Consider the following 20,971-nt stretch of genomic DNA (forward strand, 5'->3'; position numbering starts at 1 on the left):
GCGGCGCCGGACACCTGCGACCCGGGTGCCACGGGTAGCCTTGGTGACCATGCACATCCTCGTCTTCAGCGACCAGCACCCCGAGTCGTCCGGCGGGGCCCAGGTCTCGATCCGGCTGCAGCGGCGCTTCCTGGAGGCCGCGGGGCACACCGTGACGGTGTGCTCGCCGCGGATGCACCAGGCGCACGACGACGACCCGCACTACCTCGACACCCCCTCGATCCCCATCACGCTCGACCGCGAGTACTCGATGACCGTGCCAGGCCGGCTCACCGACCGCTGGCTCGACGCACGTCTGGCCGAGCTGCCCCCGGTCGACGTCGTGCACGTGCAGGCCGACTTCTGGCAGGCGCTCACGGCCTACCGTTACGCCGAACGGCACGGGATCCCGGCCCTCCACACGATGCACAACCGCATGGACGTCGGCATCGAACAGACCATGCCGGCGCCGGGCCTCGTCGTCGGAGCCCTGTCGTGGTGGCAGCGCCGGGTCCTCCGGCCGCGGCTCTCGACCCTGCCGACCGGCGTCTGGTCCTACCTGCAGGAGTTCGCCAAGCGTGCGGCCGTCGTCATCGCGCCGTCGCACCACTTCGCGCGGGTCCTCCGTGAGCAGGGCGTGACCGCCCACGCCGAGGTCCTGTCGACGGGCGTCGACGACGCGGTGCTCGACGAGATCCTCGACGAACGCGCGACCACGCTCCACGTGCCGCACCGGCTGCCGTCGTTCGTGTGGATCGGCCGCTTCAGCCAGGAGAAGCGGCTCATGGAGTTCCTCGAGGCGGTCCGGCTCGCGGACGTCGACGCGGTGTTCCGCCTGTACGGGGCCGGACTCCTGCTCGCGAAGGCCCAGGCGTTCGTCGCACAACACGACCTCGCCGACCACGTCGTCTTCGCCGGTCGTGTCTCGTACCCCGACTCGCTGCGCGCCATCGCCGACGCCGACGCCCTCGTGCAGACGTCGATCGGGTTCGAGACGCAGGGCATGACCGTGTTCGAGGCGGCCGCACTCGGCACACCGTCGATCATCAGCGACCCGAACATCGCGGCGGAGCTCCCGGCCGACTCGATGTGGCAGCCGACGGACGGTGGGGTCGAGGCGCTCGCCGAAGCGATCCGCCGCGCCGTCGCCGACATCGAGGCGGGTACCGCGCCCGTCGTCGCACCGGGCCTCGCCCGCACCCTGCGCCAGTCGACGCAGACCACCCGCCTCATCAGCCTGTACGAGGCAGCCCTGGCGCCGGAGGCCGCGCGCTAGCATCGGCTCATGCGCAGGACATCGAAGCAGCAGCCCGGACCGGATGGCGGCGAACGCGTCCTGATCCTGTCGGCCGGGGTCGGGTCCGGACACAACAGCGCCGCCGCCGCCGTGGAACAGGCGTGTGCCGGGCGTCCCGACGTCACCGAGGTCGAGGTGCTGGACGTCCTGCAGGCGAGCACCTCCCTGTACCGCGACGTCCTCGGCAAGGGGTACTTCGTGCTCGTCGAGGAGACGCCCTGGCTCGTGGAGTGGGGCTACGACCTCAGCGACGCACCGTTCCGTCGTCGCGGCCCGCTCGACCCCTGGACGCGGGCGAACGCGATGCCGGTGGTCAGCGCGATCAAACGCTTCAGACCCACGGCGATCATCTGCACCCACTTCCTCCCGGCCCAGTTGCTGGCCTCCCTCATCCTCCGCGGCGCCGTCGACGCCAGGACCGCGATCGTCACCACGGACTACGACTTCCAGGGGCTGTGGTTGACGAGCGCCTTCCACGCGCTCTTCCTCGCCCGGGAGGAGGGGCGGGTCCAGCTGACGGCCCTCGGTCTTCCGCCCGACCGCGTCGTGGCTTCGGGGATCCCCATCGCCGCCCAGCCGAGCACCCCGGCCGAGCGCGACCCGGCAGCACCGCCCATGTTGCTCATCTCGGCCGGTGCGTCCGGCGGTGACTACGCGCTCGCGGTCGTCCGACAGACGCTGCACCTGCGGTCGCCGTTCACCGCGACGATCGTGTGCGGGCGGAACGAGGCACTTCGGCGGAGCGTCGAGGACCTCATCGCGCCCGGCGACGACCGCTACACCGTGCTCGGCTTCACCGACGAGATGCCGCGGCTCCTGCGCCGAGCCGACCTGTTCATCGGCAAGCCCGGAGGACTGTCGGCGTCGGAGTGCATGGCCGCCGGTCTGCCGATGGTCCTCGTGAACCCCATCCCCGGGCAGGAGGTGCGCAACGGCGACTACCTCATGGAGCAGGGTGCCGCCGTCCGGTGCAACACCGCGACGACGATCGGGTGGAAGATCGACGGGATCCTCGGCGAGCCGGGTCGTCTGGCGCGGATGCAGGCCGCGGCCCGACGGGTCGGTCGCCCCGACGCGGCCCGCGACGTCGTCGACCGGCTGCTCGACGGTCCGGCACGACCGTTCGTCGTGACCCGGGCGGCGCAGAAGACGATCTTCGACGCGAGCGCCCGGCGGGTGGTCGCGAGCGAGCTCGAGGGCGAGTCGGCCCTCGTGCGTCTCGTCGACCCGGCGGCGTCCAGCACGGTCGCGCTGCTCCGGGCCGGTGAGCTGGACGACCTGCAGCAGCGCTACACCGGGCCGGACGGCACCCTCGTGCTGCGACGCGACGACGCGGTGCTCTCCGTCCGGCGTGACTCGCAGCGCCTCCTCCGCGCCGTCCTCGGACGGGATGAGGAGCTCGCCGTGCGGGTCGAGGGTCTCGCCGACCTCGAGTCGGCCGGCCCGAGCTGATCGGGTCGGGTCAGCCGGCTGTGTCCGGCAGTCGGGCGGGGTCGTCGTCGAGGTCGCTGTCACCGTTCCGCAGCGGGGTCGCGTCCGCCCAGGTCGACGGGCTGTGCTGGGCGGCCTGCAGTGCCCAGTCGCCGGTGCGGGGTGACCAGCGGCGGGTGACCGGGTCGCGTTCGAGCGTCGGTGTCGGATCGAGGACGACCCGGACGACGCGTTCCTCGCCCGCCTGCAGGGTCACCTTCCGGAACCCGAGGAGCTGGGCGACCGGTCGCTCGAGTGCGGTGTCGGCGGCGTAGAGCTGGACGACGGTCGACCCCTCGCGGTGACCGGTGTTCGTCACAAAGACCTCGGCGGTCCCACCGGTGTCGTCGAACCGGTGCCCGAGCAGGCGGTGGTCGATCGTCGTGTACCCGAGGCCGAAGCCGAACGGGAAAGCCGGCGTGTGACCCTCCTCGTCCAACCGCCGCTGTCCCCAGCGGTCGTCGTACACGACGGCCTTCGCCTCGCGGTCGAAGGGCGGCAGGTGTGCGGGATCGGTCGGGATCACGAACGGCAGTCGCCCGCCGGGCTCGACCACACCGGTCAGGACGTCGGCGAGCGCTCGACCGCCCTCCATCCCGCCGTACCAGGCGAGGACGAGGGCCGGGACGCGGTCGCGCCAGGCTTCGGTGAGGATCGCGCTCCCGCCGACCAGCACGACGACCGTGCGCGGGTTGGCTGCGGCGACGGCCAGGATGAGGCGTTCGTCCGACGGCCGGAGCCGGAGCGACGTGCGATCGCCGCCGCGCACGAACCGCGACGCCAGGTGCGCGACGCCGGTGATGGCGCTACGGAGTCGACCCGAGTCCAGGGCCGCCCCGAGGACGCCGACGTCGACGCCGCCGGTGACGACCGACTCGCCCTCGTCGTGCTGATCGAAGCCGACGACGACGATGGCCGTGTCGGCTGCCACCGCCGCAGCGACCGCGGCCCGCACGTTCCCGGCCGGGGTGGTCGTGATCTGCGTGTCGGGGAGTGCCTCACGGAGCCCGTGCAGCGGCGAGACGGTGGTCGGCGGACGGACGCGCGACGAGCCGTGGTCGCCGAGGTTCGCCCGGTCCGCGAGACGGCCGACCACCGCGATCCGACGGGTCGTCGCCGACAGGGGGAGGAGTGGTACGCCGTCGTCGACCGGGCGGTTGGCGAGGAGCACGATCGACTCCTCGGCGACGTGTCGGGCGAGCGCGCGGTGGGCCGAGCCGGCGACGACGTCCGCCGAGGGTTGCGGTTGGGTGCGGGTCGCGGCGTGCAGGAGGGTCGTCCGCAGGATGCGCCGGGCCGAGCGCAGGACGGTGGCATGGGGGAGGGTGCCGGCCCGCAGGGCGGCGGGCAACTCGTGCGCCCGTCGCAGGCGGAGCGGCATCTCCACGTCCATCCCGGCCTCCAAGCTACCGACGGCGTCGTGCGTCCCGAAGACCCAGTCGCTCGTCACGAAGCCCGTGAAGCCCCACTCCTCCCGCAGCACCTCGGTGAGCAGCGGACGGTTGACGTCCATGTGCTCGCCCCGCACCCGGTTGTAGGCGCTCATGACCGAGTCCGCGCCGGCGTCGATCACGGCCTTGAAGTGCGGCAGGTAGACCTCGTGCAGTGCGTGGTCGTCCACCGAGACGTCGACCTCGAACCGCTCGTCCTCCATGGAGTTGAGCGCGAAGTGCTTCACGCACGCCATCGTGTGGACGCGGACGCCGCGGGTCATGGCCGACCCCATCCGGCCCGTCAGCACCGGATCCTCGCCGTAGCACTCCTGTGCGCGGCCCCACGCGGGATGGCGGAGCAGGTTGACGCAGACGGACGCCGAGTAGTTCGCCCCGCGGATCCGCGTCTCCGCACCGATCGCCTCACCCACCTGCTCCTCGAGCACCGGGTCCCAGGTGGCCGCCCGCGCCATCGTCACGGGGAACGCGGTGGACTCGCCGATGACGACACCGCGGGCGCCGTCACTGAACCGGACCCCCGGGATCCCGAGCCGGCGGACGGCTCCGGCCACGAACGGACGCCGGTGGAGCAGCACGGGGATCAGCGGGAGGAGTCGGCGCGGGGAGTCGCCGTCGAGCAGCCCCAGGAGCTCCGCGTCGGTCAGCCGCTCGATCAGTCGTTCCGCGCCTGCGTCGGCGTCGAGGCGTCCGGCGCGGATCTCCCGCACGACCTCGTCGTAGGCGTCGCCCTCGGGTGGTCCGCCTGCGCGGCGCTGCTTCGGCGGACGCGCGTTCCGGCGCCCGGTGACGATTCCCATGCTCTGCATTCTGCACCCTCGACCGGCGTGCTGAGCCCCACGCCCGACCGCGCGATCCGCCGTGCGGTGGAGGACACCTCGGCGGACGCCTGCGAGGATGGGACGATGTCGGGACACGAGGGGGAGTCGGTTGCCGCGATGCAGCCGCTGATCGAGGCGGACGGCGTCGGCGCGGTGATCGACGGGGAGACCCTGCTGGCGCCCACGGACATCCGGGTCGAGCCTGGAATGGCGCTCGCCGTCCGGGGGCGGAACGGATCGGGCAAGACGACCCTGCTGCGGATCCTCAGCGGACGGCTGCGTCCGTCGAGCGGGACGGCGACGATCGGCGGCCGGACCATCGACGACCGCGACCGCACGGTGCGTCGCTCCGTCTCAGCCCTCATCGGCACCCCGGCCTACGCGCCGGACCTGACGCTGCGCGAACACCTGCGCTACATCTCCACGACCTGGGGTGTGACCGGACAGGCGGCGGACGACGCCGCCGACGAGCTGCTCGCGGCCCTGCGCATCGACACGCTCGCGCGCCGCTTCGCCACCGAGCTGTCCTCGGGTCAGTCGCAGTTGTTCGCCCTGGCGACGGCGCTCGTCCGGCCTTTCGACGTCCTCGTGCTCGACGAACCGGAGCAGCGCCTCGACGCCGAGCGGCGTGGCCTCGTCGCCGACCGCATCCTGCTCGCGAAGGAGCGCGGGGCGGCGATCGTCTTCGCGAGCCACGACGCCGGGCTCGTCGAACGGGTCGCGGACGAGGCGATCACGGTCGAAGCCCCGTGAGCACCAGCACCGGGCGCATCTCGCGCGACGACCGTCGGATCCTCCGCGCCGGCCGGGCGGTGCTCGCCGCGCGCGACGGGCGTCCGCGGGTCGCCGACGTCGCGTTCGTCGTCTATGCCGCGCTGCTCGTCGCACTCATCGTGGGCGCACCGCTCGTGCGGTTCGCTGTCCTCGGACTGATCGAGCCGGATGCCGCGGGCGTCGTGGCGGCCGTCCGGCCCGGGGCGGTCGCGCTGCTCTCGGCGATCGCGACGATCGTCGTCGTGCTCGGTGGCCGGACGAGGGGGCCGGTCGTGCCGAGGCCTGCTGCGGTGCAGTTCCTCGCCGAGTCGCCACTGCCGCGTCGACTCACGCTGCGTCGTCCCTTCGTCACCTCGGCGCTCGCACTCGCGGGGCTCTCGGTCCTCGTGGCCGGGGTGGTCGGCTTGTCGCGACTCCTGGTGCCGGGGGAGCGGGCGACCGTCTCGGTGGGAGTGGCCGCCGACACGGCCTCGGTGATCGGCATGACCGGACCGACCGTGCCCGCCGCCGTGGTGGCCTTCGTGATCGGTGCCGTGGGCTTCTCCCTGCTCCTCGCGGTGGCGTGGCTGCTCGGTCAGCACGGTTCGCGACGGACGGTCGCCGCTGTCGTCATCGTCGCCGGTGCAGGCGGGGTGCTGGGTCTCCTCGTCCCGGGCATGCTGCTCCTTTCGCCGTGGGGATGGCTGGGGCTCCTCTGGTCGCCCGTGGCCGGTGGCATCGAGGCCATGGTGCTCGGCGGTGCACTCGCGACGGGGGACTGGGCGCGGCTCTTCACCTGGGGTGGTGGAGGTGGCTGGTTTGCGTCGGTGGGGGTGCCGGTGTCGTGGTGGCCGGCTGTCGCGCTCGTCGTGCTCGGTGCTGTCTCCCTCCTGCTCGTCCCGAGGGCGCTGGACGGACTGCGGAGCGGACCCCTCCTCGACCAGGCGCTGCGCTGGCAGCGGGTCGGGATGATGCTGCAGAGCGGTGACGCCTCGGGTGCCGTCGGCGGGCTGCGAGCCTCCCCGACGAGCGGTCGCCGTGTCCCGCTGCGGATGACCGGGCCGTTCTGGCTCGTCGTCCTCAGGCGGTCGATCGTCGGAGCTCGGCGGACACCCGGGCGGGTCGCCCTCGGTTCCCTCGTCCTGGCGGCGTCCGGCGCGTCGGTCGGTCTCTCCTTCGGGCTCCCGGACGGTGTGCGGTGGATGCTCGCCGTCCCCGCGGCGTTCCTCGCCTACCTCGCGGTGGGTGTCTGGTGCGACGCGGTGCGACACGGGGTCGAGAGCGCGGGGACGCCCACGCTCTACGGTCGGAGCCCCCGCTCGCTCGTCCTCGCCGGAGCCGTCGCCCCGCTGCTGGCCGCGGTCATGATCGGAGGGATCGGTGCCCTGCTCGGGGTGCTCGCCTCCGCGGCACCGGGTGGGATGGGGGTCCTCCAACCGCTCGGGTGGTGGCTGCTGCTCGCGGTGTGGATCGTCGTGCTCCGGACCTTCGACGCCGCGAAGGGACCACTGCCGATCCTGCTGCTCATGCCCGTCCCGACGCCGTTCGGTGACGCCTCCTCGCTGAACGTCCTGCTCTGGCAGTCGGACGCCATCCTGCTGGCGCTCCTCGTCGGTGGTGGGTTGACCGCGCTGGCGCCGGTGGCGCCGGGTGCGGCCGTCGTCCTGCTCGTCGTGGTGCTCGTGATCGTTGCGGCGCTGGGGTTCGCGCGGTTGCGGAAGCTGTCCCGGCCTGCCTGAGCTGATGCGCTCACCGTGAGAGCCGGAGAACAGGGCGAGAGCCGGACGGAAGACGCGATTCCGTCCGGCTCTCGCGCGGATCTCCTGCTGTGGCGCTGGTGGGCTGGACCCTACTTCGCGACCTTCGCGGCGGCTTCGGCGAGCTTCGGGACGAGCTGCTCGAGGACGACGGGGATGCTGAGCACGGACGCCGCGCTGTAGGCCTGCGTGAGCTCGTCGGCGGGGTCGAGGACGATCGCTCGCCCGTCCTGGACCACGGGGAGGCTCGCGAGCAGCGGGTCGGCGGTCGTGTCCGCTGCGCTGAACCCGATGGGCAGGAGCACGGCGACGTCGGCGTCGAACGCGGACACCTGCTCGGCGGAGACCGCCGCATAGAAACCGGAGGCCTCGAGGTCGAGGACGGCCGGGCTCTGCTGGAAGCCGAGGTCGGCGAGGATGTCGAAGCGGCCGTCGCCCTCCAGGTAGGCGCCGTAGGCGTCGCCGAACTTCGTGGCGGCGACGGTGGTGAGCCCGGCGAACTCCTGGTGGAGGTCGGCGGCCTCGTTGATCGACTGCTTCGTCGCGGAGACGAGCGCGTCACCCTCCTGGGTCTTGCCGAGCGCGGCGGCGACCTGCTCGAGCTGGACGTCCCACGGGGTCGCGAACGCGGCGGTCCCCTTGGGTGCGAAGACGGTCGGGGCGATCTCCGAGAGCCGGTCGTACTGCTTCTCGTCGCCGGCGGAACGGGTGTTGAGGATGAGGTCGGGTTCGAGCGCCTGGATCTGCTCGTAGTTGACCGTGTCGCCGCTGTCCTCGATGATCTCGGGGGTGACGTCGCCGAACAGGTCGGTGGCCCACGGGCCGACGGCCTTGTTGTCGGCGCCGAAGGACTGCCAGTCGTAGACACCGACGGGCACGACGCCGAGGGAGAGCGCCATCTCCGCGTCGGACCAGCCGAGGGCGACGACGGTGAGGTCGCCGGCGGGCTCCGGGACGGTCACCTCGCCGAACATCGTGTCGACGGTGCCGAGCGTGCCGGTGGAGGCGTCGTCGGTGGAGGACCCGGCGGTGCAGCCGGCGAGGGCGAGGCCTGCGACCGCGAGGGCGGCGACGGCGGTGAGGGTGCGGGTCATGCGGCGCATGTTCTGCTTTCCGTTGAAGACGTGGGGTATGAGGTAAGCCTAAGCTTCCCAAGTCACGTCCCGGTAACGCTTGCGCTTCGGCCAGCGCGGTGCGCTGACGTGAGCGCGGGTCACTGACGCGAGCGCATCCCTCCGGAGACCCGCGCTCACGTCCCCTGAGGTGCGCTCGCGTCAGCGCATCGCGCTGGCACGCGGGCCAGTTGTGCGGCATATGTCGGTGTAGGCATATCTGCTCTGTGGATAACCCCGGGCGGGAGTCTGGGCGCGCTTAGCGTCGAGGGATGCCACGGACCTCGCGCTCTCGCTCTGTCTCTACGATCGTTCTCACGGCGGGACTGCTCGCCCTCACCGCGTGCACGGGGCCTGAACCCGCGCCGCCTCCGAAGAGTTCGCCGCCGGTCTTCGAGAACGAGGAACAGGCGCTGGCGGCCGTGACCGATACGTATCAGCGTTTCCAGGAGCTCTCGTTCCAGATCCTTGCCGAAGGCGGAGCGAACCCGGAACGGATCTCGACGCTGGCATCAGACGACGTCGCTCAGGTGGAGATCGACGGTTATCGCCGATCGGCAGAGCTGGGGTACGCCGTCACCGGTACGCCGTCGATCCAATCCGTCGTCCTCGACCTCTGGCTGCCCCACCCGGACTCCCTCCAGATCGTCGCTCGTGCAGACGTCTGTGTCGATATCTCGAGTGTCCAGGTACTCGATAGCGCCGGGGCGTCTGTTGTTTCAGCCGATCGTGCGACCCAGTCGCTCTGGTCAGTCGACATCGCGTACCGAGAAGCAGATCGATCGCTCTTCGTGAATTCCAAGGAGAAGGAGAAGGACCAATGCGACTGAACGAATCTCACCGTCCGACGGTGCCTACCGCCTGGGCGCTGGTCCTTGGTCTCATCCTCGCACTCGGCCCTGGGACTGCGGCGGTAGCTGCGCAGTGCTCGGACTTGGACCACTCCATCGGCGCTTGCATCGGTAACGGTTCGGTCGACATCGGTGGCAGCGTCGAACGCCCGGGCACTGGCGTTGGTTCCGGCGGCGGAACGGGCGGAGGCGACGACGAAGGAGGCGGCTCGGCGGAGCTGCCGCCCGGTGTGACCGACGGGCCCAACGGTGAGCGGACGGTCTGCAGTCTCATGCGGCCGGACGAGTGTTACACCTTCACCCCCGGCGATCTCGGTACCGACCTCGGAGCAGCACCAGTGGCGCAGCCCGTCACGATCCGCGACGTCGCCAGCTTCGCCCCCGCCGCACCCACCGTCACCACCGAGCCCGCCGCCTGGGGTGTCCGAGGGCTCCACACCAACGTCATCGCAGGTGCTTCCGGCCACACCCGCACCGGCACCCTCTTGGGCCAGGTCGCAGAGGTGAACTTCATCCCCGTCGGATTCACCTTCGACTACGGCGACGGCGAGAGTGCGACCGTCCGGACCGGTGGATCCAGCTGGGCCGCCCTCGGACTGGCCGAGTTCTCCAAGACCCCGACCAGCCACCGCTACACGACGGTCGGGACGAAGACCATCACCGTCGAGGTCGAGTACGCCGCGGAGTACCGCATCGGCGACAGCGGGTGGCTTCCCGTCGTCGGAACCCTGTCGATCCCGACCGAAGATCCCCACACGGTCCAGATCGTCCGGAACTCGACCGTGGGCGTCGACAAACCTTGCCGCCCTGGCAAACCAGCCATCGGCTGCTGACACCGCGACGCGTCCACCTGGTGAGCGCGCCCCACCGGCGTGAGCGCACCCCTCCGGAGACCCGCGCTCACGTCAGCGGGGCGCGCCCACGCCTGCAAACCCGCGCTCACGCCAGCGCACCGCGCTGACGCCGGCCAGAACCACGGGTCAGTGCGCGCCCATCAGCGGGATGACGAGCGGCGTGTGCGACTCGGGGTCGTCGATGATCCGGCAGCGGAGCCCGAAGACCTCCTCGACGAGCTCGGCCGTCACGATGTCCGCCGGCGCACCCTGCGCGACCACGTGACCGTCGCGCATCGCGATCAGGTGCGTCGCGTACCGCGCCGCCTGGTTGAGGTCGTGCAGGACCGCGACGAGGGTGCGGCCACCCTCCTGGTTCAGCCGGGTGAAGAGGTCGAGCAGCTCCACCTGATGCGTGATGTCGAGGAAGGTCGTCGGCTCGTCGAGCAGCAGCAGCGGCGTCTCCTGAGCGAGGGCCATCGCCACCCACACCCGCTGGCGCTGGCCGCCGGACAGTTCGTCGACGAGGCGACCGGACAGCTCCGTGACGTTCGTCGCCTCCATCGCTGCGAGCACCGCCGCCTCATCGGCCGCCGACCAGCGTCGGAGGATCGACTGGTGCGGGTACCGGCCACGCGACACGAGGTCGATCACCGAGATGCCGTCCGGAGCGATCGAGGTCTGCGGCAGCAGCCCGATGCGCTTCGCGACCTCCTTCGACGGGTACCGCGTGATCTCCTGACCGTCGAGCACGACCTGTCCCTGCGTCGGCTTCAGTAGCCGGGCGAGGGCACGCAGGAGCGTCGACTTGCCGCAGGCGTTCGGGCCGACGATGACCGTGAACGAGTCGTCGGGGATCGCGATGTCCAGCTCGTGGATGATCGTCCGCTGGTCGTAGCCGACGCGGAGGCCGGTTCCGGCGAGTCTCGTGGTGGGGGTGTCGGTCTTCATGTCAGCGCTTTCCCGCCTGCGTGATGAGCAGGGCGATGAGGTAGATGCCGCCGAGGGTCACGGTCACCGCACCGACCGGCAGGGCGGCCGGGGCGATGATCCGCTGGGCCACGACGTCGCTCACGAGGAGCAACGCCGCACCCATGGCGGCCGAGGGGACGAGGGTGATGCCGGCGGACTTCGTCAGCCGACGGGCGAGTTGGGGTGCGGCGAGGGCGACGAAGACGATCGGGCCGGCGACCGCGGTGACGGTCGCGGTGAGGGCGACGCCGATCACGAGCAGCAGCAGCCGCGTGCGCTCGACCGGGATGCCGAGGGCGCTCGCGATGTCGTCGCCGAACTCCAGCATGCCGAGTCGGCGGGACATGAGCGCGAGGAGGGGGACGAGGACCGCGACCGCGATCGTCACGGGCACGACGTCCTGCCACCCGAGGTCGGCGAGCGAACCCATCCCCCAGCTGGCAGCGGCGATGGCGGCATTGAGGTCCGCCCGCAGTTGCAGGTAGTCGTTGAACGCGTTGAGGACGGCGCTGATCGCGATGCCGATCACGATGAGGCGGAACCCTTGGACGCCCCGAGACCACGCGAGGAGGTAGACGACGAGGGCCGTCGCGAGCCCGCCGATCAACGCCCCGGAGACCATCGCCGCATAGTTCCCGCCGACGACGAGGGTGACGATGAGCGCGCCGGTGAACGCGCCGGAGTTGAACCCGATGATGTCGGGGCTGCCGAGTGGGTTCCGGGTGATCGATTGGAAGATCGCGCCGGAGAGCCCGAGCGCGATCCCGCCGACCACGGCGATCACCACTCGCGGTAGACGCCACTCCAAGACGATGCGCAGGACGCTCTCCGAGCCGGAACCGGTGACCGCGGCGAGCAGCTTGTCGAGCGGGATGCGGTACTCGCCCTGGGTGAGCGCGAAGGCGCCGACCCCCGCGATGACGGCGACCAGGGCGCCGACGACGATCAGCTCACGACGGTGGACCACCCAGCTGACCCGACCGACCCTCACGGTGCGCCGACCCGGTTCGGCGACCGCGGTCACAGCCCCTGCGCCTTCGAACGGCGGATGAGCACGATGAGGAGCGGGGCACCCGCGAACGCCGTGACGATCCCGACCGGCATCTCGCCGGGGACGGCGACCCGCCCGACGAGGTCGGACAGCAGGAAGATGATCGGCGCGAACACCATCGTGAACGGCAGTACCCAGCGCTGGTCCGGTCCGACGATGGCCCGGGCGAGGTAGGGCGACATGAGTCCGAGGAAGGCGATCGGTCCGGCCGCCGCGGTGGCCGAGCCGCACAACAGGGTGATCGCGACGACCGAGAGCACCCGCGTCCGGAGCACCTTCGTGCCGAGCGAGGTCGCGAGATCGTCTCCGAGGGCGACGGCGTTGAGCGACCGGGAGACGACGAGGGCGAGGACGACCCCGACGATGAGGAACGGCAGCACCCCGAGGAACACGTCCATCTGGCGGTTCTGCAGCGAGCCGGCCTGCCAGAAGCGGATCTTGTCGAAGATGTCGGGGTTGCGGATCGTGATGGCGAAGGTCACCCCCTGGAGCGCGGCGGAGAGCGCGACGCCGGCGAGCACGAGGCGGACCGGGGTCGCCCCGGCACGGCCCCGGGAGCCGATCACGTACACGATGACGGAAGCAAGGCCAGCGCCGGCGAAGGACCACCACACGTAGGAGCTCAGGTCGGCGGTGCCGGCGATGGCGACGGCGAGCACGACCGCGATGTACGCCCCGGCGTTGACGCCGAGGATGCCGGGGTCGGCGAGCGGGTTCCGCGTGACGGCCTGCATCATCGCTCCGGCGAGGCCGAGCGCCGCACCGACGCCGATGGCCAGGAGCATGCGCGGCACCCGGAACCCGGTGACGAGGATCGCGTTGGTGTCGTCGCCGCCCTGTGACAGCGCCCGCCAGACCTCGGCGGCACTGATCGTCCCCGAGCCGATGAAGAGGCTGCCCGCGGCGATGGCGGCGAGCACGACGAGCGCGGCGACGAGCAGGAGCCACCGCGAGGCGGTCGATCGGGCGATGCCGGTCGACGCCTCTCGTGCGCGGGCGGCCGCGGTCGGGAGCCGCAGGCTGTCGAGGTCGGCGCTCACCGGCTCATCGGTTGTCTTCGGCCTTGCCGTGTCGCCAGTAGCCCATGAACGCGACCGACTTGCGGTCGACGCCGCACCCGGAGACGAGGTGTCGGCGGAGCGTCTTGATGGCCGACGCCTCTCCGGCGAGCCACGCGTAGAGCGGTGCGCTCTCGAGGACGGGGCCTCCGGTGGCGTTGACCGGCGCTTCCCAGAGCAGCTCGGTGTCGACGTCGACGTCCTCGAGTGCCGGCTGCGTGGCGATCGTGGCGGTGTCGACGCTCGGCGCGAGGCGGCTCGCGATGCGCTCGACCTCGGGGATGAGCAGGGTGCCCACGGGCTGGTCGCCGCGGGGGAGGACGACGACCTCGACCCCGTCGGGCTTCGTGGACAGGGCGGCGATGTCGTCCTCGTGCGGCAGCTCGACCACGGCGATCCCGCGCGCGGTGCTCGGCAGACGCTCGAGGATCCCGGCGATCCCGGGCAGGGCCGTCTCGTCGCCGGCGAGGAGCACCTGGTCCACGGTGGCCGGCGCGTGCCAGTCGATGCCGCCGGCCGGGACGGCCGACCGGGCGTTCGGGACGTTGACGACGAGCTCGTCGCCGACCTTCGCGTCCATCGCCCAGGTGGACGCGGGGCCGACGCGGCCGTGCAGGGCGATGTCGACGTCGAACTCGGCGAGCTCGGGCCGGACCTCGCGGATCGTGTACGTGCGCATCGGGTGACGTTTGTCGTTGGGCAGCAGTCGCCAGGCCTGGTACCAATCGTCGTGCATCGGCAGCTCGTCGAAACCGGTGTCGGGCAGCGGGAAGAGCAGCTTGATGCGCTGGTCGTGACGGTTGTCCGCGATGTGCTGGACCTCGGGACCGGTGAACGTGAATCGCCGATAGCTCGGGCTCACCTGCTCGATGCGCCGGACGACGGCTGCGAGGAGGATGAAGATCGAGTCGGGGGTCTGTTCACTGAGGCGAGGCATCGATAGGTAAGCCTACCCTTCGATGCGTTGGAGATCACCTGCCGATCGCATCTTGTCGGCAGAGAGTGGCGGTGGTAAACTTGAGTCATATCCACTCAAGTTTTGAACAGGAGACCGTACCCATGCCAGCAGGCCAGACGCCTCAGCAAGAGGATCAGCGCAGCGCGCTCGAGCAGTACGGCGTCAACCTGACCGAGATCGCCGCCTCCGGCAAGCTCGATCCGGTCATCGGCCGCGACGCCGAGATCCGCCGCGTGAGCCAGGTGCTCACGCGACGCACCAAGAACAACCCCGTCCTCATCGGCGAGCCCGGCGTCGGCAAGACCGCCGTCGTCGAAGGCCTCGCCCAGCGCATCGTCGCGGGCGACGTCGCCGAGAGCCTCAAGGGCAAGCAGCTCATCTCCCTCGACCTCTCCGCGCTCGTGGCGGGTGCCATGTACCGCGGGCAGTTCGAGGAGCGCCTCAAGGCGGTGCTCAAGGAGATCGACGAGTCCGACGGACAGATCATCACCTTCATCGACGAGCTCCACGTCCTCATGGGCGCCGGTGGCGGCGAGGGGTCCGTCGCCGCGGCCAACATGCTGAAGCCCATGCTCGCCCGCGGTGAGCTCCGGCTCATCGGCGCGACCACGCTCGACGAGTACCGCGAGTTCATCGAGAAGGACGCCGCCATGGAGCGTCGCTTCCAGCAGGTGTTCGTGGGTGAGCCGAGCGTCGAGGACACGGTCGCCATCCTCCGTGGCCTCAAGGAGCGGTACGAGGCGCACCACAAGGTGGCCATCGCCGACAACGCGCTCGTCGCCGCAGCAGCCCTGTCCAACCGCTACATCACGTCGCGGCAGCTGCCCGACAAGGCGATCGACCTCATCGACGAGGCTGCCAGCCGACTGCGCATGGAGATCGACTCGGCACCCGTCGAGATCGACGAACTGCGACGCAGCGTCGACCGCCTGAAGCTCGAGGAGCTCGCCCTGAAGAAGGAGAAGGACGACGCCTCCAAGGAGCGCCTCGCCCGCCTCCGGGAGGACCTCGCGACCCGCCAGGCCGCGCTCGGCGAGCTGCAGGCGCGCTGGGAGCGCGAGCGTGCGAGCCTCAACCGGGTCGGCGACCTCAAGAAGCAGCTCGACGCCGCCCGGAGCAAGGCCGAACGCGCCCAGCGCGAGGGCAAGCTCGAACAGGCGTCCAAGCTCCTCTACGCCGACATCCCGCAGCTCGAACGCGAACTCGCGCTCGCGGAGTCGGCCGAGCAGGACACCGACGGCGAACCCCGGATGGTCAACGACCAGGTGACCGCCGAGGATATCGCCGCCGTCATCGCCGCGTGGACCGGCATCCCCGTCGGTCGCCTGCTGCAGGGCGAGACGGAGAAGCTGCTGCACCTCGAGCAGGAGCTGTCCCGCCGACTCATCGGGCAGCACCGTGCGGTCGCCGCCGTGTCCGACGCCGTCCGGCGCACCCGAGCCGGCATCTCCGACCCCGACCGCCCGACCGGCTCGTTCATGTTCCTCGGCCCCACCGGCGTCGGCAAGACCGAGCTGGCGAAGGCGCTCGCCGAGTTCCTCTTCGACGATGAGAAGGCCATGGTCCGCATCGACATGTCCGAGTACGGCGAGAAGCACTCGGTCTCCCGGCTCGTCGGCGCGCCTCCTGGGTACGTCGGCTACGAGCAGGGCGGGCAGCTCACCGAGGCCGTTCGTCGACGCCCGTACTCCGTCGTGCTGCTCGACGAGGTCGAGAAGGCGCACCCCGAGGTCTTCGACATCCTCCTGCAGGTGCTCGACGACGGTCGGCTGACCGACGGCCAGGGGCGCACCGTCGACTTCCGGAACGTCATCCTCGTGCTGACCTCCAACCTCGGCTCGCAGTACCTGATGGATGCGTCGCTCTCCCTCGAGCAGAAGGAGGAGGCCGTCCAGCAGCTCGTGCGCCAGGCGTTCAAGCCGGAGTTCATCAACCGCCTCGACGACATCGTCGTGTTCCAGCCGCTCAGCGAGGCGGAGCTCGGCCAGATCGTCGAGCTGTACATCGACCGCCTGCAGCGTCGACTGGGTGAGCGTCGGCTCCACCTCGCCGTCACGCCCGACGCCCGCGCGTGGCTCGCGGAGCGCGGATACGATCCGATGTACGGCGCGCGTCCGCTGCGTCGACTCATGCAGCGGGAGATCGACGACCGCCTCGCGCGGGCCATCCTCGACGGCTCGATCCGCGACGGCGACACCGTCCACGTCGGGCTCGCGAGCGACGGCGACGGCCTCACGGTCGAGCGAGCGGTGGTCCCGGCCTAGCCGGCTGCTTGCGGCCAGCGCGGTGCGCTGACCCGAGCGCGACCCACCGATGTGAGCGCGCCCCTCCGGAGGGGCGCGCTCACGCGCATGCCCCGCGCTCACGCGACAGCTCCGCGCTGGCAGTGGCCCCCGAGTGGGGGAGGAAACCCCTGGTGTGCGACGGATGCCGCGCACTAGCGTGATCCTCGCGGTGGGCCCGGTCGGCGCGCCCTGAGAGGACCCAATGTCACACGCAGCCCCGAGCACGACGCCTGAGACCAGCGACACCGCCGTGCCCCTCTGGCGTCACGCGCACGCCCCCGCCTGGTTCTTCTTCGGCGGCCTGGCCCTCTGGCTGTTCCTGCTGCTGGTGCCGCACGTCCTCCTCGGCAACCCGGCGGTGATCCCCGCGTGGATCCTGCTCGGCTCGGGGCTGGCCGCGTCGACATTGCTGCTCATCATGGCCAGACGTCTTCAGCCGGGCGACGGCGTCACGACGGCGACGCTCCTCTGGGCGGTGCTTGTCGGAGGCTTCATCGCCATCACGCTCGGCAGCACCTTCGACTCCCTCATCGGCGTCGCCGCGACCGATGCCGGCGAGAACCCGCACGACATCGGGCTGTTCTTCGCCGGGGTCGCCGAGGAGCTGGCGAAGATCATCGCCGTCGTGATCGTGGCGTGGCGGCTGCCGGTGAAGACCGCCCGGGGCGGGCTCTTCGTCGGCGGCGCTGTCGGGATCGGCTTCGCCGTCCTCGAGAACCTCTGGTACATCGGGCAAGGGTGGGCGGACGGGGTCGAAGCCTCCCAGAAGCTCACCGCCGGTTCGCCACCACTCGAGACGATCCTCTCGCACCCGGCGTTCCAAGCGGCCGGGGCCGCGTTCGCCCGGACGATCTTCGACCCGGTCGGACACCCGCTGTGGACGGCACTGTTCGCCGCGGCGCTGTTCGCGGCTGCACGCAACGGCCGGTTCCGGATCACCGTGGGCGTGCTCCTGACCTACCTGCTCGTCGCGGTCATGCACGGCCTCTGGGACGGCAACACCGTGCTCTGGGGGCTGCTGTTCCCGAGCCTGCCGGTGCTCAAGGCGCTCGTGGTGCCGGCCATGGTCGTGCTCGTCGTCGCGTTCGCGCTCATCTGGCGGGCGCGGGTCCGTCGCATCAACCGCGACGCCGGCGTCGTGTCGCTCCACGTCCCGCGTCGCGAGCGGAAGCAGGCCTGACCACCGGACGCGCGAGGCATGCTGTGATCCGGGCATGCCGGGGAGTAGCGTGAAGCGCACCCGATCCGCGACGCCGAGGAGACACCCATGCTGGGACGCAAGACCTTCGAACAGCGAGAGGTCGACCAGGCGAAGTCGATGATCGCCGCGCTCGTCGCCGGACGCGAAACGCTGGCCGAGGCCGGAGCGGACCCCGCAGCGCTGGCCGTGGTCGACCCCGAGTTCTTCACCGGCCTCACCCTCGTGCTCGACCGGCCGTTCGTCCACCGGGTGCGCTCGGTGCTCGGGAAGGGTCCCGGGGCGCTCAACGAGCTCGAACTCATCGTCGCGTCGATCCTCGACCACGACCGGGTGTTCACGGTGGGGACCGTGTTGCAGTACTCCGAGGGGACGTCGTTCACCGGCCTCATCCCGGGCGAGACGATCCGGCTGAGCGCCGAGCAGTTCGAGCGCCTCGCCGTCGGCGTCTTCGCCGAGTTGGAGGAGTTGTTCGTCGAAGCGGTGTGAGGTGCGGCGTCGGCCGCGAGCCTGCGTCACGCGCTCCACGGACGGTGCCACGATCAGCTCGTGAGCTCATCGACGTCCGGAACGATCATGGTGCGGCACGGCGCGAAGCTCCGGTTGACCGTCTCCGCCCTCGTCGGTGTCGCCGTGGGCGTGATCGTCGGCCTGAACTGGTTCTGGGCGGGGGCGATCCTCGCCGGATGGGGGACCACGTGCGTGGTCTTCGTCGGTTCCCTCTGGATCCGCATCTGGCGGATGGGCCCGGAGCGGACGCGCGAACACGCGACCTCGGAGGAGCCCGGGCGGACGACCAGTGAGGTGCTCATCGTGCTTGCGAGTGTCGGGAGCCTCGTGGCCCTGAGTGTCGTCATCCTGCAGGCGAGGGCGTCCTCCGGGGTCGAGCAGGGCGTGCTCGCCGGCTTCGCGGTCGTGAGCGTGGCGCTCTCCTGGGCGCTCATCCACACGATCTACACCCTGCGGTACGCGCGCATGTACTTCGCGGCGCCGGAGGGCGGCATCGACTTCAACCAGGAGGAGGCGCCGCAGTACAGCGACTTCGCCTACCTCTCGTTCGACCTCGGCATGACCTACCAGGTCTCGGACACGACGCTGCGGTCCAGCGAGCTGCGCCGAACCGTGCTCAAGCACACCTTGCTGTCGTACCTCTTCGGCTCCGTGATCCTCGCGACCGTCATCAACCTCGTCGCAGGCCTGTAGCGGCGCGACGGACACGCCCTTCGACAGGCGGTTCCTGAGCCTGTCGAAGGGCAGGGATCGGCGGCGGTGCTCAGAGACCGGTTACGACGACGGTGAGCCCCGAAACGACGACTGCGCAGCCCGGCGGACCGGACTGCGCAGCGTGGTGGAACGGGATGATCAGCCACCGACCTGCCAGGCCGTCGTTCCCCCGGAAGCATTCGTCGAGTAGTGCAGGCCGATGCCGAGCGTGACAGGGGAACCCTGGAAGAGGATGCTGGCATCGAACCGGTAGAACGCATCCGCGGATGGGCCGGCCGCGGGCTGATCGCACAAGACCCTCTTCACTGCCCATCCGACCGCCCACGATCCTTCGGTGTGACACTCGTGGCTACCACCGATACCCCCATAGGGCCTGATCCATGCGACATCGCCATCCCAGAACGTACGGCCGCGGTGGATCTCCGCAAGTCCTCCTCCGAGATAGGTGTGTGTCCAGTTCCGGTACCAGGCCTCGGGTCCAGCCATGATCCCCGCCGCTCGTGCTTCTTGGATGTCCGCCTGCGTTGCGCGGACTGGGGCGGACTCCTCGACCGTCACTTGTCCTTGACAAATCGAGTAGTCGGCCGCGGATCGAGAGTCACCGGTCGGGCGAATCTCATCGATCTGGTCTACGCAGTGCTCGGATGTCACCTCGACAGTCTCGACGGTCGAGGGTTCAGCTGAGGCGGGGCTGCCCATCAGAAACGGGATGACGAGAACGGCGGTGGCCGTCACTGTGGTCAATATGCGTCGTGTCATAGGAAATCCTCTCGATGCGCGAGCCGGTTGGTCGACCGCCTGATCAAGATATACTTAAATATTTCATATGTGCAAGAGGATTGAGCATGTGAGGATACGCTCGCGGTTGATGCGAGTGTGCCTCGTCGTCGGTCTCCTGGCTGCGCCAGTTCAGTTTGGAACGGCGGACGGCGGCTCCGTGGTCGCGGTGTTCCAAGGGGTCGGCGTCTGGGCGATAGCACGCCAGTCACGCGGTGCAACGGAGCCGGATACGTCGCGCGATTGGTGGCGTCTGACGGAACGAGCTTCGATGAGCGCTCTCGCTGCCCTGCTCGCCGGTCTCGCGACGGTCAGCATGATCGTCTACGGGGCCCACTGGGGCGCGACTGGAGAACTCATCTTGCGATCATGCGTGGGAGCAGCCTTGACTGCGTTGTTCATCGTGTCGGCCATTGGACTGCGTCGTCACCGGCCTAGCCCGAGCGATGACGGATGAGCCCCGCGAACGACGACTGCGCAGCCCGGCGGACCGGACTGCGCAGCGTGGTGGTGCAGGAACCGAGCGGACTACTCCTGGACGATCACGAGGTCGGCGAGGGGACGGCGCTCACGCGGAGCGGTCTCGCGGTCGCGGAGCATGCCCTCGGGCAGGAGCTCGGGTTCGCCGAGCTCGCCGAGCGCGGTGACGGTGAACGGCACGAGGCCGTCCGGCAGCGAGAACGCCTCGCGGATGCCGTCGGCGGAGAAGCCGGCCATCTGATGCGCGAAGAGACCGTCGCTGTGGGCCTGGATGCTCAGGTGGGCCATCGCCTGGCCGAGGTCGTAGATGGCCCAGGGGCGCTCGTTGCCCTCGTCGTCGAGCGTCTCGGCGACGGCGACGATGAGCGCGCCGGCCTGAGCGGCCCAACCACGGTTGAAGGCCACCAGCTGCTCAGCGATCGTGTCGAACGTGGCGGTCCCCTTGGTGCCGACGATGAACCGCCAGGGCTGCACGTTGTTGGCGCTCGGCGACCAACGCGCGGCTTCCAGGGCCGAAGCCATCTTCGCTGCGGCGACGGGCTCGCTCACGAAGGCGCGGGGGCTCCAACGGTCGGCGAGGACGTCGAGGATGGGGGCGTCGGTCTGGGCGGTACGGGTGACGATGGACATGCGGTCTCCAAGCG

Annotated in this window: 18 protein-coding genes; 10 read left to right on the forward strand and 8 right to left on the reverse strand. The window is 70.5% G+C overall.

The features are described from left to right. Positions 1-49 precede the first annotated feature (49 nt). Both ACQG07_RS11380 and ACQG07_RS11385 read left to right on the forward strand, forming a co-directional pair. A complete protein-coding gene (locus tag ACQG07_RS11380; RefSeq protein WP_229940168.1) occupies positions 50-1,255 on the forward strand; it encodes a glycosyltransferase in 1,206 nt (401 codons plus the stop codon). Between the two features lie 9 nt (positions 1,256-1,264). Further along, the gene (locus ACQG07_RS11385) at positions 1,265-2,728 is read left to right on the forward strand and encodes an MGDG synthase family glycosyltransferase (protein ID WP_202938673.1); all 1,464 of its coding nucleotides are present in this window, start codon (positions 1,265-1,267) and stop codon (positions 2,726-2,728) included. 10 nt (positions 2,729-2,738) lie between these two features. On the opposite strand, the gene ACQG07_RS11390 is transcribed toward ACQG07_RS11385, so the two are convergent. Further along, the gene (locus tag ACQG07_RS11390; RefSeq protein ID WP_426738356.1) at positions 2,739-4,997 is read right to left on the reverse strand and encodes a beta-glucosidase; all 2,259 of its coding nucleotides are present in this window, start codon (positions 4,995-4,997) and stop codon (positions 2,739-2,741) included. Positions 4,998-5,102: 105 nt separating this feature from the next. Here ACQG07_RS11390 and ACQG07_RS11395 point away from each other — a divergent pair, with 105 nt between their 5' ends. Beyond that, positions 5,103-5,771, forward strand: coding sequence for an ABC transporter ATP-binding protein (locus ACQG07_RS11395; protein WP_426738357.1), 669 nt, complete (start codon positions 5,103-5,105; stop codon positions 5,769-5,771). Next, the gene (locus ACQG07_RS11400; RefSeq protein ID WP_426738358.1) at positions 5,768-7,510 is read left to right on the forward strand and encodes a hypothetical protein; all 1,743 of its coding nucleotides are present in this window, start codon (positions 5,768-5,770) and stop codon (positions 7,508-7,510) included. The genes ACQG07_RS11395 and ACQG07_RS11400 overlap by 4 nt, the downstream gene beginning before the upstream one ends. A 110-nt stretch (positions 7,511-7,620) precedes the next feature. On the opposite strand, the gene ACQG07_RS11405 is transcribed toward ACQG07_RS11400, so the two are convergent. Continuing rightward, complete coding sequence (locus ACQG07_RS11405) at positions 7,621-8,622, reverse strand: ABC transporter substrate-binding protein (RefSeq protein WP_426738359.1); 1,002 nt, start codon at positions 8,620-8,622, stop codon at positions 7,621-7,623. Positions 8,623-8,912: 290 nt separating this feature from the next. Between ACQG07_RS11405 and ACQG07_RS11410 the strand changes: the two genes are divergently transcribed. Next, positions 8,913-9,470: a hypothetical protein gene (locus ACQG07_RS11410; RefSeq protein ID WP_426738360.1), complete on the forward strand. Its 558-nt coding sequence runs from the start codon at positions 8,913-8,915 to the stop codon at positions 9,468-9,470. Between the two features lie 104 nt (positions 9,471-9,574). Further along, positions 9,575-10,324: a PKD domain-containing protein gene (locus ACQG07_RS11415; protein ID WP_426738361.1), complete on the forward strand. Its 750-nt coding sequence runs from the start codon at positions 9,575-9,577 to the stop codon at positions 10,322-10,324. Between the two features lie 147 nt (positions 10,325-10,471). On the opposite strand, the gene ACQG07_RS11420 is transcribed toward ACQG07_RS11415, so the two are convergent. The 4 genes from ACQG07_RS11420 to ACQG07_RS11435 are packed head-to-tail and all read right to left on the reverse strand — an operon-like array spanning position 10,472 to position 14,342. Continuing rightward, entirely contained in the window at positions 10,472-11,275 is an 804-nt protein-coding gene (locus tag ACQG07_RS11420) for an ABC transporter ATP-binding protein (protein ID WP_138946288.1), read from the reverse strand. Position 11,276: 1 nt separating this feature from the next. Further along, positions 11,277-12,320: a FecCD family ABC transporter permease gene (locus ACQG07_RS11425; protein WP_426738362.1), complete on the reverse strand. Its 1,044-nt coding sequence runs from the start codon at positions 12,318-12,320 to the stop codon at positions 11,277-11,279. Continuing rightward, a complete protein-coding gene (locus ACQG07_RS11430; protein WP_426738363.1) occupies positions 12,317-13,387 on the reverse strand; it encodes an iron chelate uptake ABC transporter family permease subunit in 1,071 nt (356 codons plus the stop codon). The genes ACQG07_RS11425 and ACQG07_RS11430 overlap by 4 nt, the downstream gene beginning before the upstream one ends. 4 nt (positions 13,388-13,391) lie before the next feature. Continuing rightward, a complete protein-coding gene (locus tag ACQG07_RS11435; RefSeq protein WP_124768591.1) occupies positions 13,392-14,342 on the reverse strand; it encodes a siderophore-interacting protein in 951 nt (316 codons plus the stop codon). 122 nt (positions 14,343-14,464) lie between these two features. Here ACQG07_RS11435 and ACQG07_RS11440 point away from each other — a divergent pair, with 122 nt between their 5' ends. The 4 genes from ACQG07_RS11440 (at position 14,465) to ACQG07_RS11455 (ending at position 19,049) form a co-directional block, all read left to right on the forward strand. Then, positions 14,465-16,627, forward strand: a complete 2,163-nt coding sequence (locus tag ACQG07_RS11440) for an ATP-dependent Clp protease ATP-binding subunit (RefSeq protein WP_121291528.1) — start codon at positions 14,465-14,467, stop codon at positions 16,625-16,627. A gap of 223 nt (positions 16,628-16,850) precedes the next feature. Continuing rightward, the gene (locus ACQG07_RS11445; protein WP_426738364.1) at positions 16,851-17,828 is read left to right on the forward strand and encodes a PrsW family glutamic-type intramembrane protease; all 978 of its coding nucleotides are present in this window, start codon (positions 16,851-16,853) and stop codon (positions 17,826-17,828) included. An 87-nt stretch (positions 17,829-17,915) separates the two neighbouring features. After that, positions 17,916-18,335, forward strand: coding sequence for a hypothetical protein (locus ACQG07_RS11450; RefSeq protein ID WP_426738365.1), 420 nt, complete (start codon positions 17,916-17,918; stop codon positions 18,333-18,335). A 60-nt stretch (positions 18,336-18,395) separates the two neighbouring features. Continuing rightward, positions 18,396-19,049: a DUF1345 domain-containing protein gene (locus ACQG07_RS11455; RefSeq protein ID WP_229940487.1), complete on the forward strand. Its 654-nt coding sequence runs from the start codon at positions 18,396-18,398 to the stop codon at positions 19,047-19,049. A gap of 159 nt (positions 19,050-19,208) precedes the next feature. Here the strand turns inward: ACQG07_RS11455 and ACQG07_RS11460 are convergent, their stop codons facing one another. Then, positions 19,209-19,829 carry a hypothetical protein gene (locus ACQG07_RS11460; RefSeq protein WP_426738366.1) on the reverse strand — a complete coding sequence of 207 codons (621 nt, stop codon included), beginning with the start codon at positions 19,827-19,829 and terminating at the stop codon, positions 19,209-19,211. Between the two features lie 546 nt (positions 19,830-20,375). Continuing rightward, entirely contained in the window at positions 20,376-20,957 is a 582-nt protein-coding gene (locus ACQG07_RS11465) for a nitroreductase family protein (RefSeq protein ID WP_079704973.1), read from the reverse strand. Positions 20,958-20,971 lie beyond the last annotated feature (14 nt).

Source organism: Plantibacter sp. 2H11-2, from assembly GCF_050031945.1.
GTDB classification, from domain to species: domain Bacteria; phylum Actinomycetota; class Actinomycetes; order Actinomycetales; family Microbacteriaceae; genus Plantibacter; species Plantibacter auratus.

Coding starts and splice junctions, on each gene's coding strand:
- ACQG07_RS11465 (WP_079704973.1), bottom strand. CDS start 20,957: ATGTCCATCGTCACCCGTACCGCCCAGACCGACGCCCCCATCCTCGAC.
- ACQG07_RS11380 (WP_229940168.1), top strand. CDS start 50: ATGCACATCCTCGTCTTCAGCGACCAGCACCCCGAGTCGTCCGGCGGG.
- ACQG07_RS11460 (WP_426738366.1), bottom strand. CDS start 19,829: ATGACACGACGCATATTGACCACAGTGACGGCCACCGCCGTTCTCGTC.
- ACQG07_RS11395 (WP_426738357.1), top strand. CDS start 5,103: ATGTCGGGACACGAGGGGGAGTCGGTTGCCGCGATGCAGCCGCTGATC.
- ACQG07_RS11405 (WP_426738359.1), bottom strand. CDS start 8,622: ATGACCCGCACCCTCACCGCCGTCGCCGCCCTCGCGGTCGCAGGCCTC.
- ACQG07_RS11420 (WP_138946288.1), bottom strand. CDS start 11,275: ATGAAGACCGACACCCCCACCACGAGACTCGCCGGAACCGGCCTCCGC.
- ACQG07_RS11390 (WP_426738356.1), bottom strand. CDS start 4,997: ATGGGAATCGTCACCGGGCGCCGGAACGCGCGTCCGCCGAAGCAGCGC.
- ACQG07_RS11385 (WP_202938673.1), top strand. CDS start 1,265: ATGCGCAGGACATCGAAGCAGCAGCCCGGACCGGATGGCGGCGAACGC.
- ACQG07_RS11450 (WP_426738365.1), top strand. CDS start 17,916: ATGCTGGGACGCAAGACCTTCGAACAGCGAGAGGTCGACCAGGCGAAG.
- ACQG07_RS11410 (WP_426738360.1), top strand. CDS start 8,913: ATGCCACGGACCTCGCGCTCTCGCTCTGTCTCTACGATCGTTCTCACG.
- ACQG07_RS11445 (WP_426738364.1), top strand. CDS start 16,851: ATGTCACACGCAGCCCCGAGCACGACGCCTGAGACCAGCGACACCGCC.
- ACQG07_RS11435 (WP_124768591.1), bottom strand. CDS start 14,342: ATGCCTCGCCTCAGTGAACAGACCCCCGACTCGATCTTCATCCTCCTC.
- ACQG07_RS11440 (WP_121291528.1), top strand. CDS start 14,465: ATGCCAGCAGGCCAGACGCCTCAGCAAGAGGATCAGCGCAGCGCGCTC.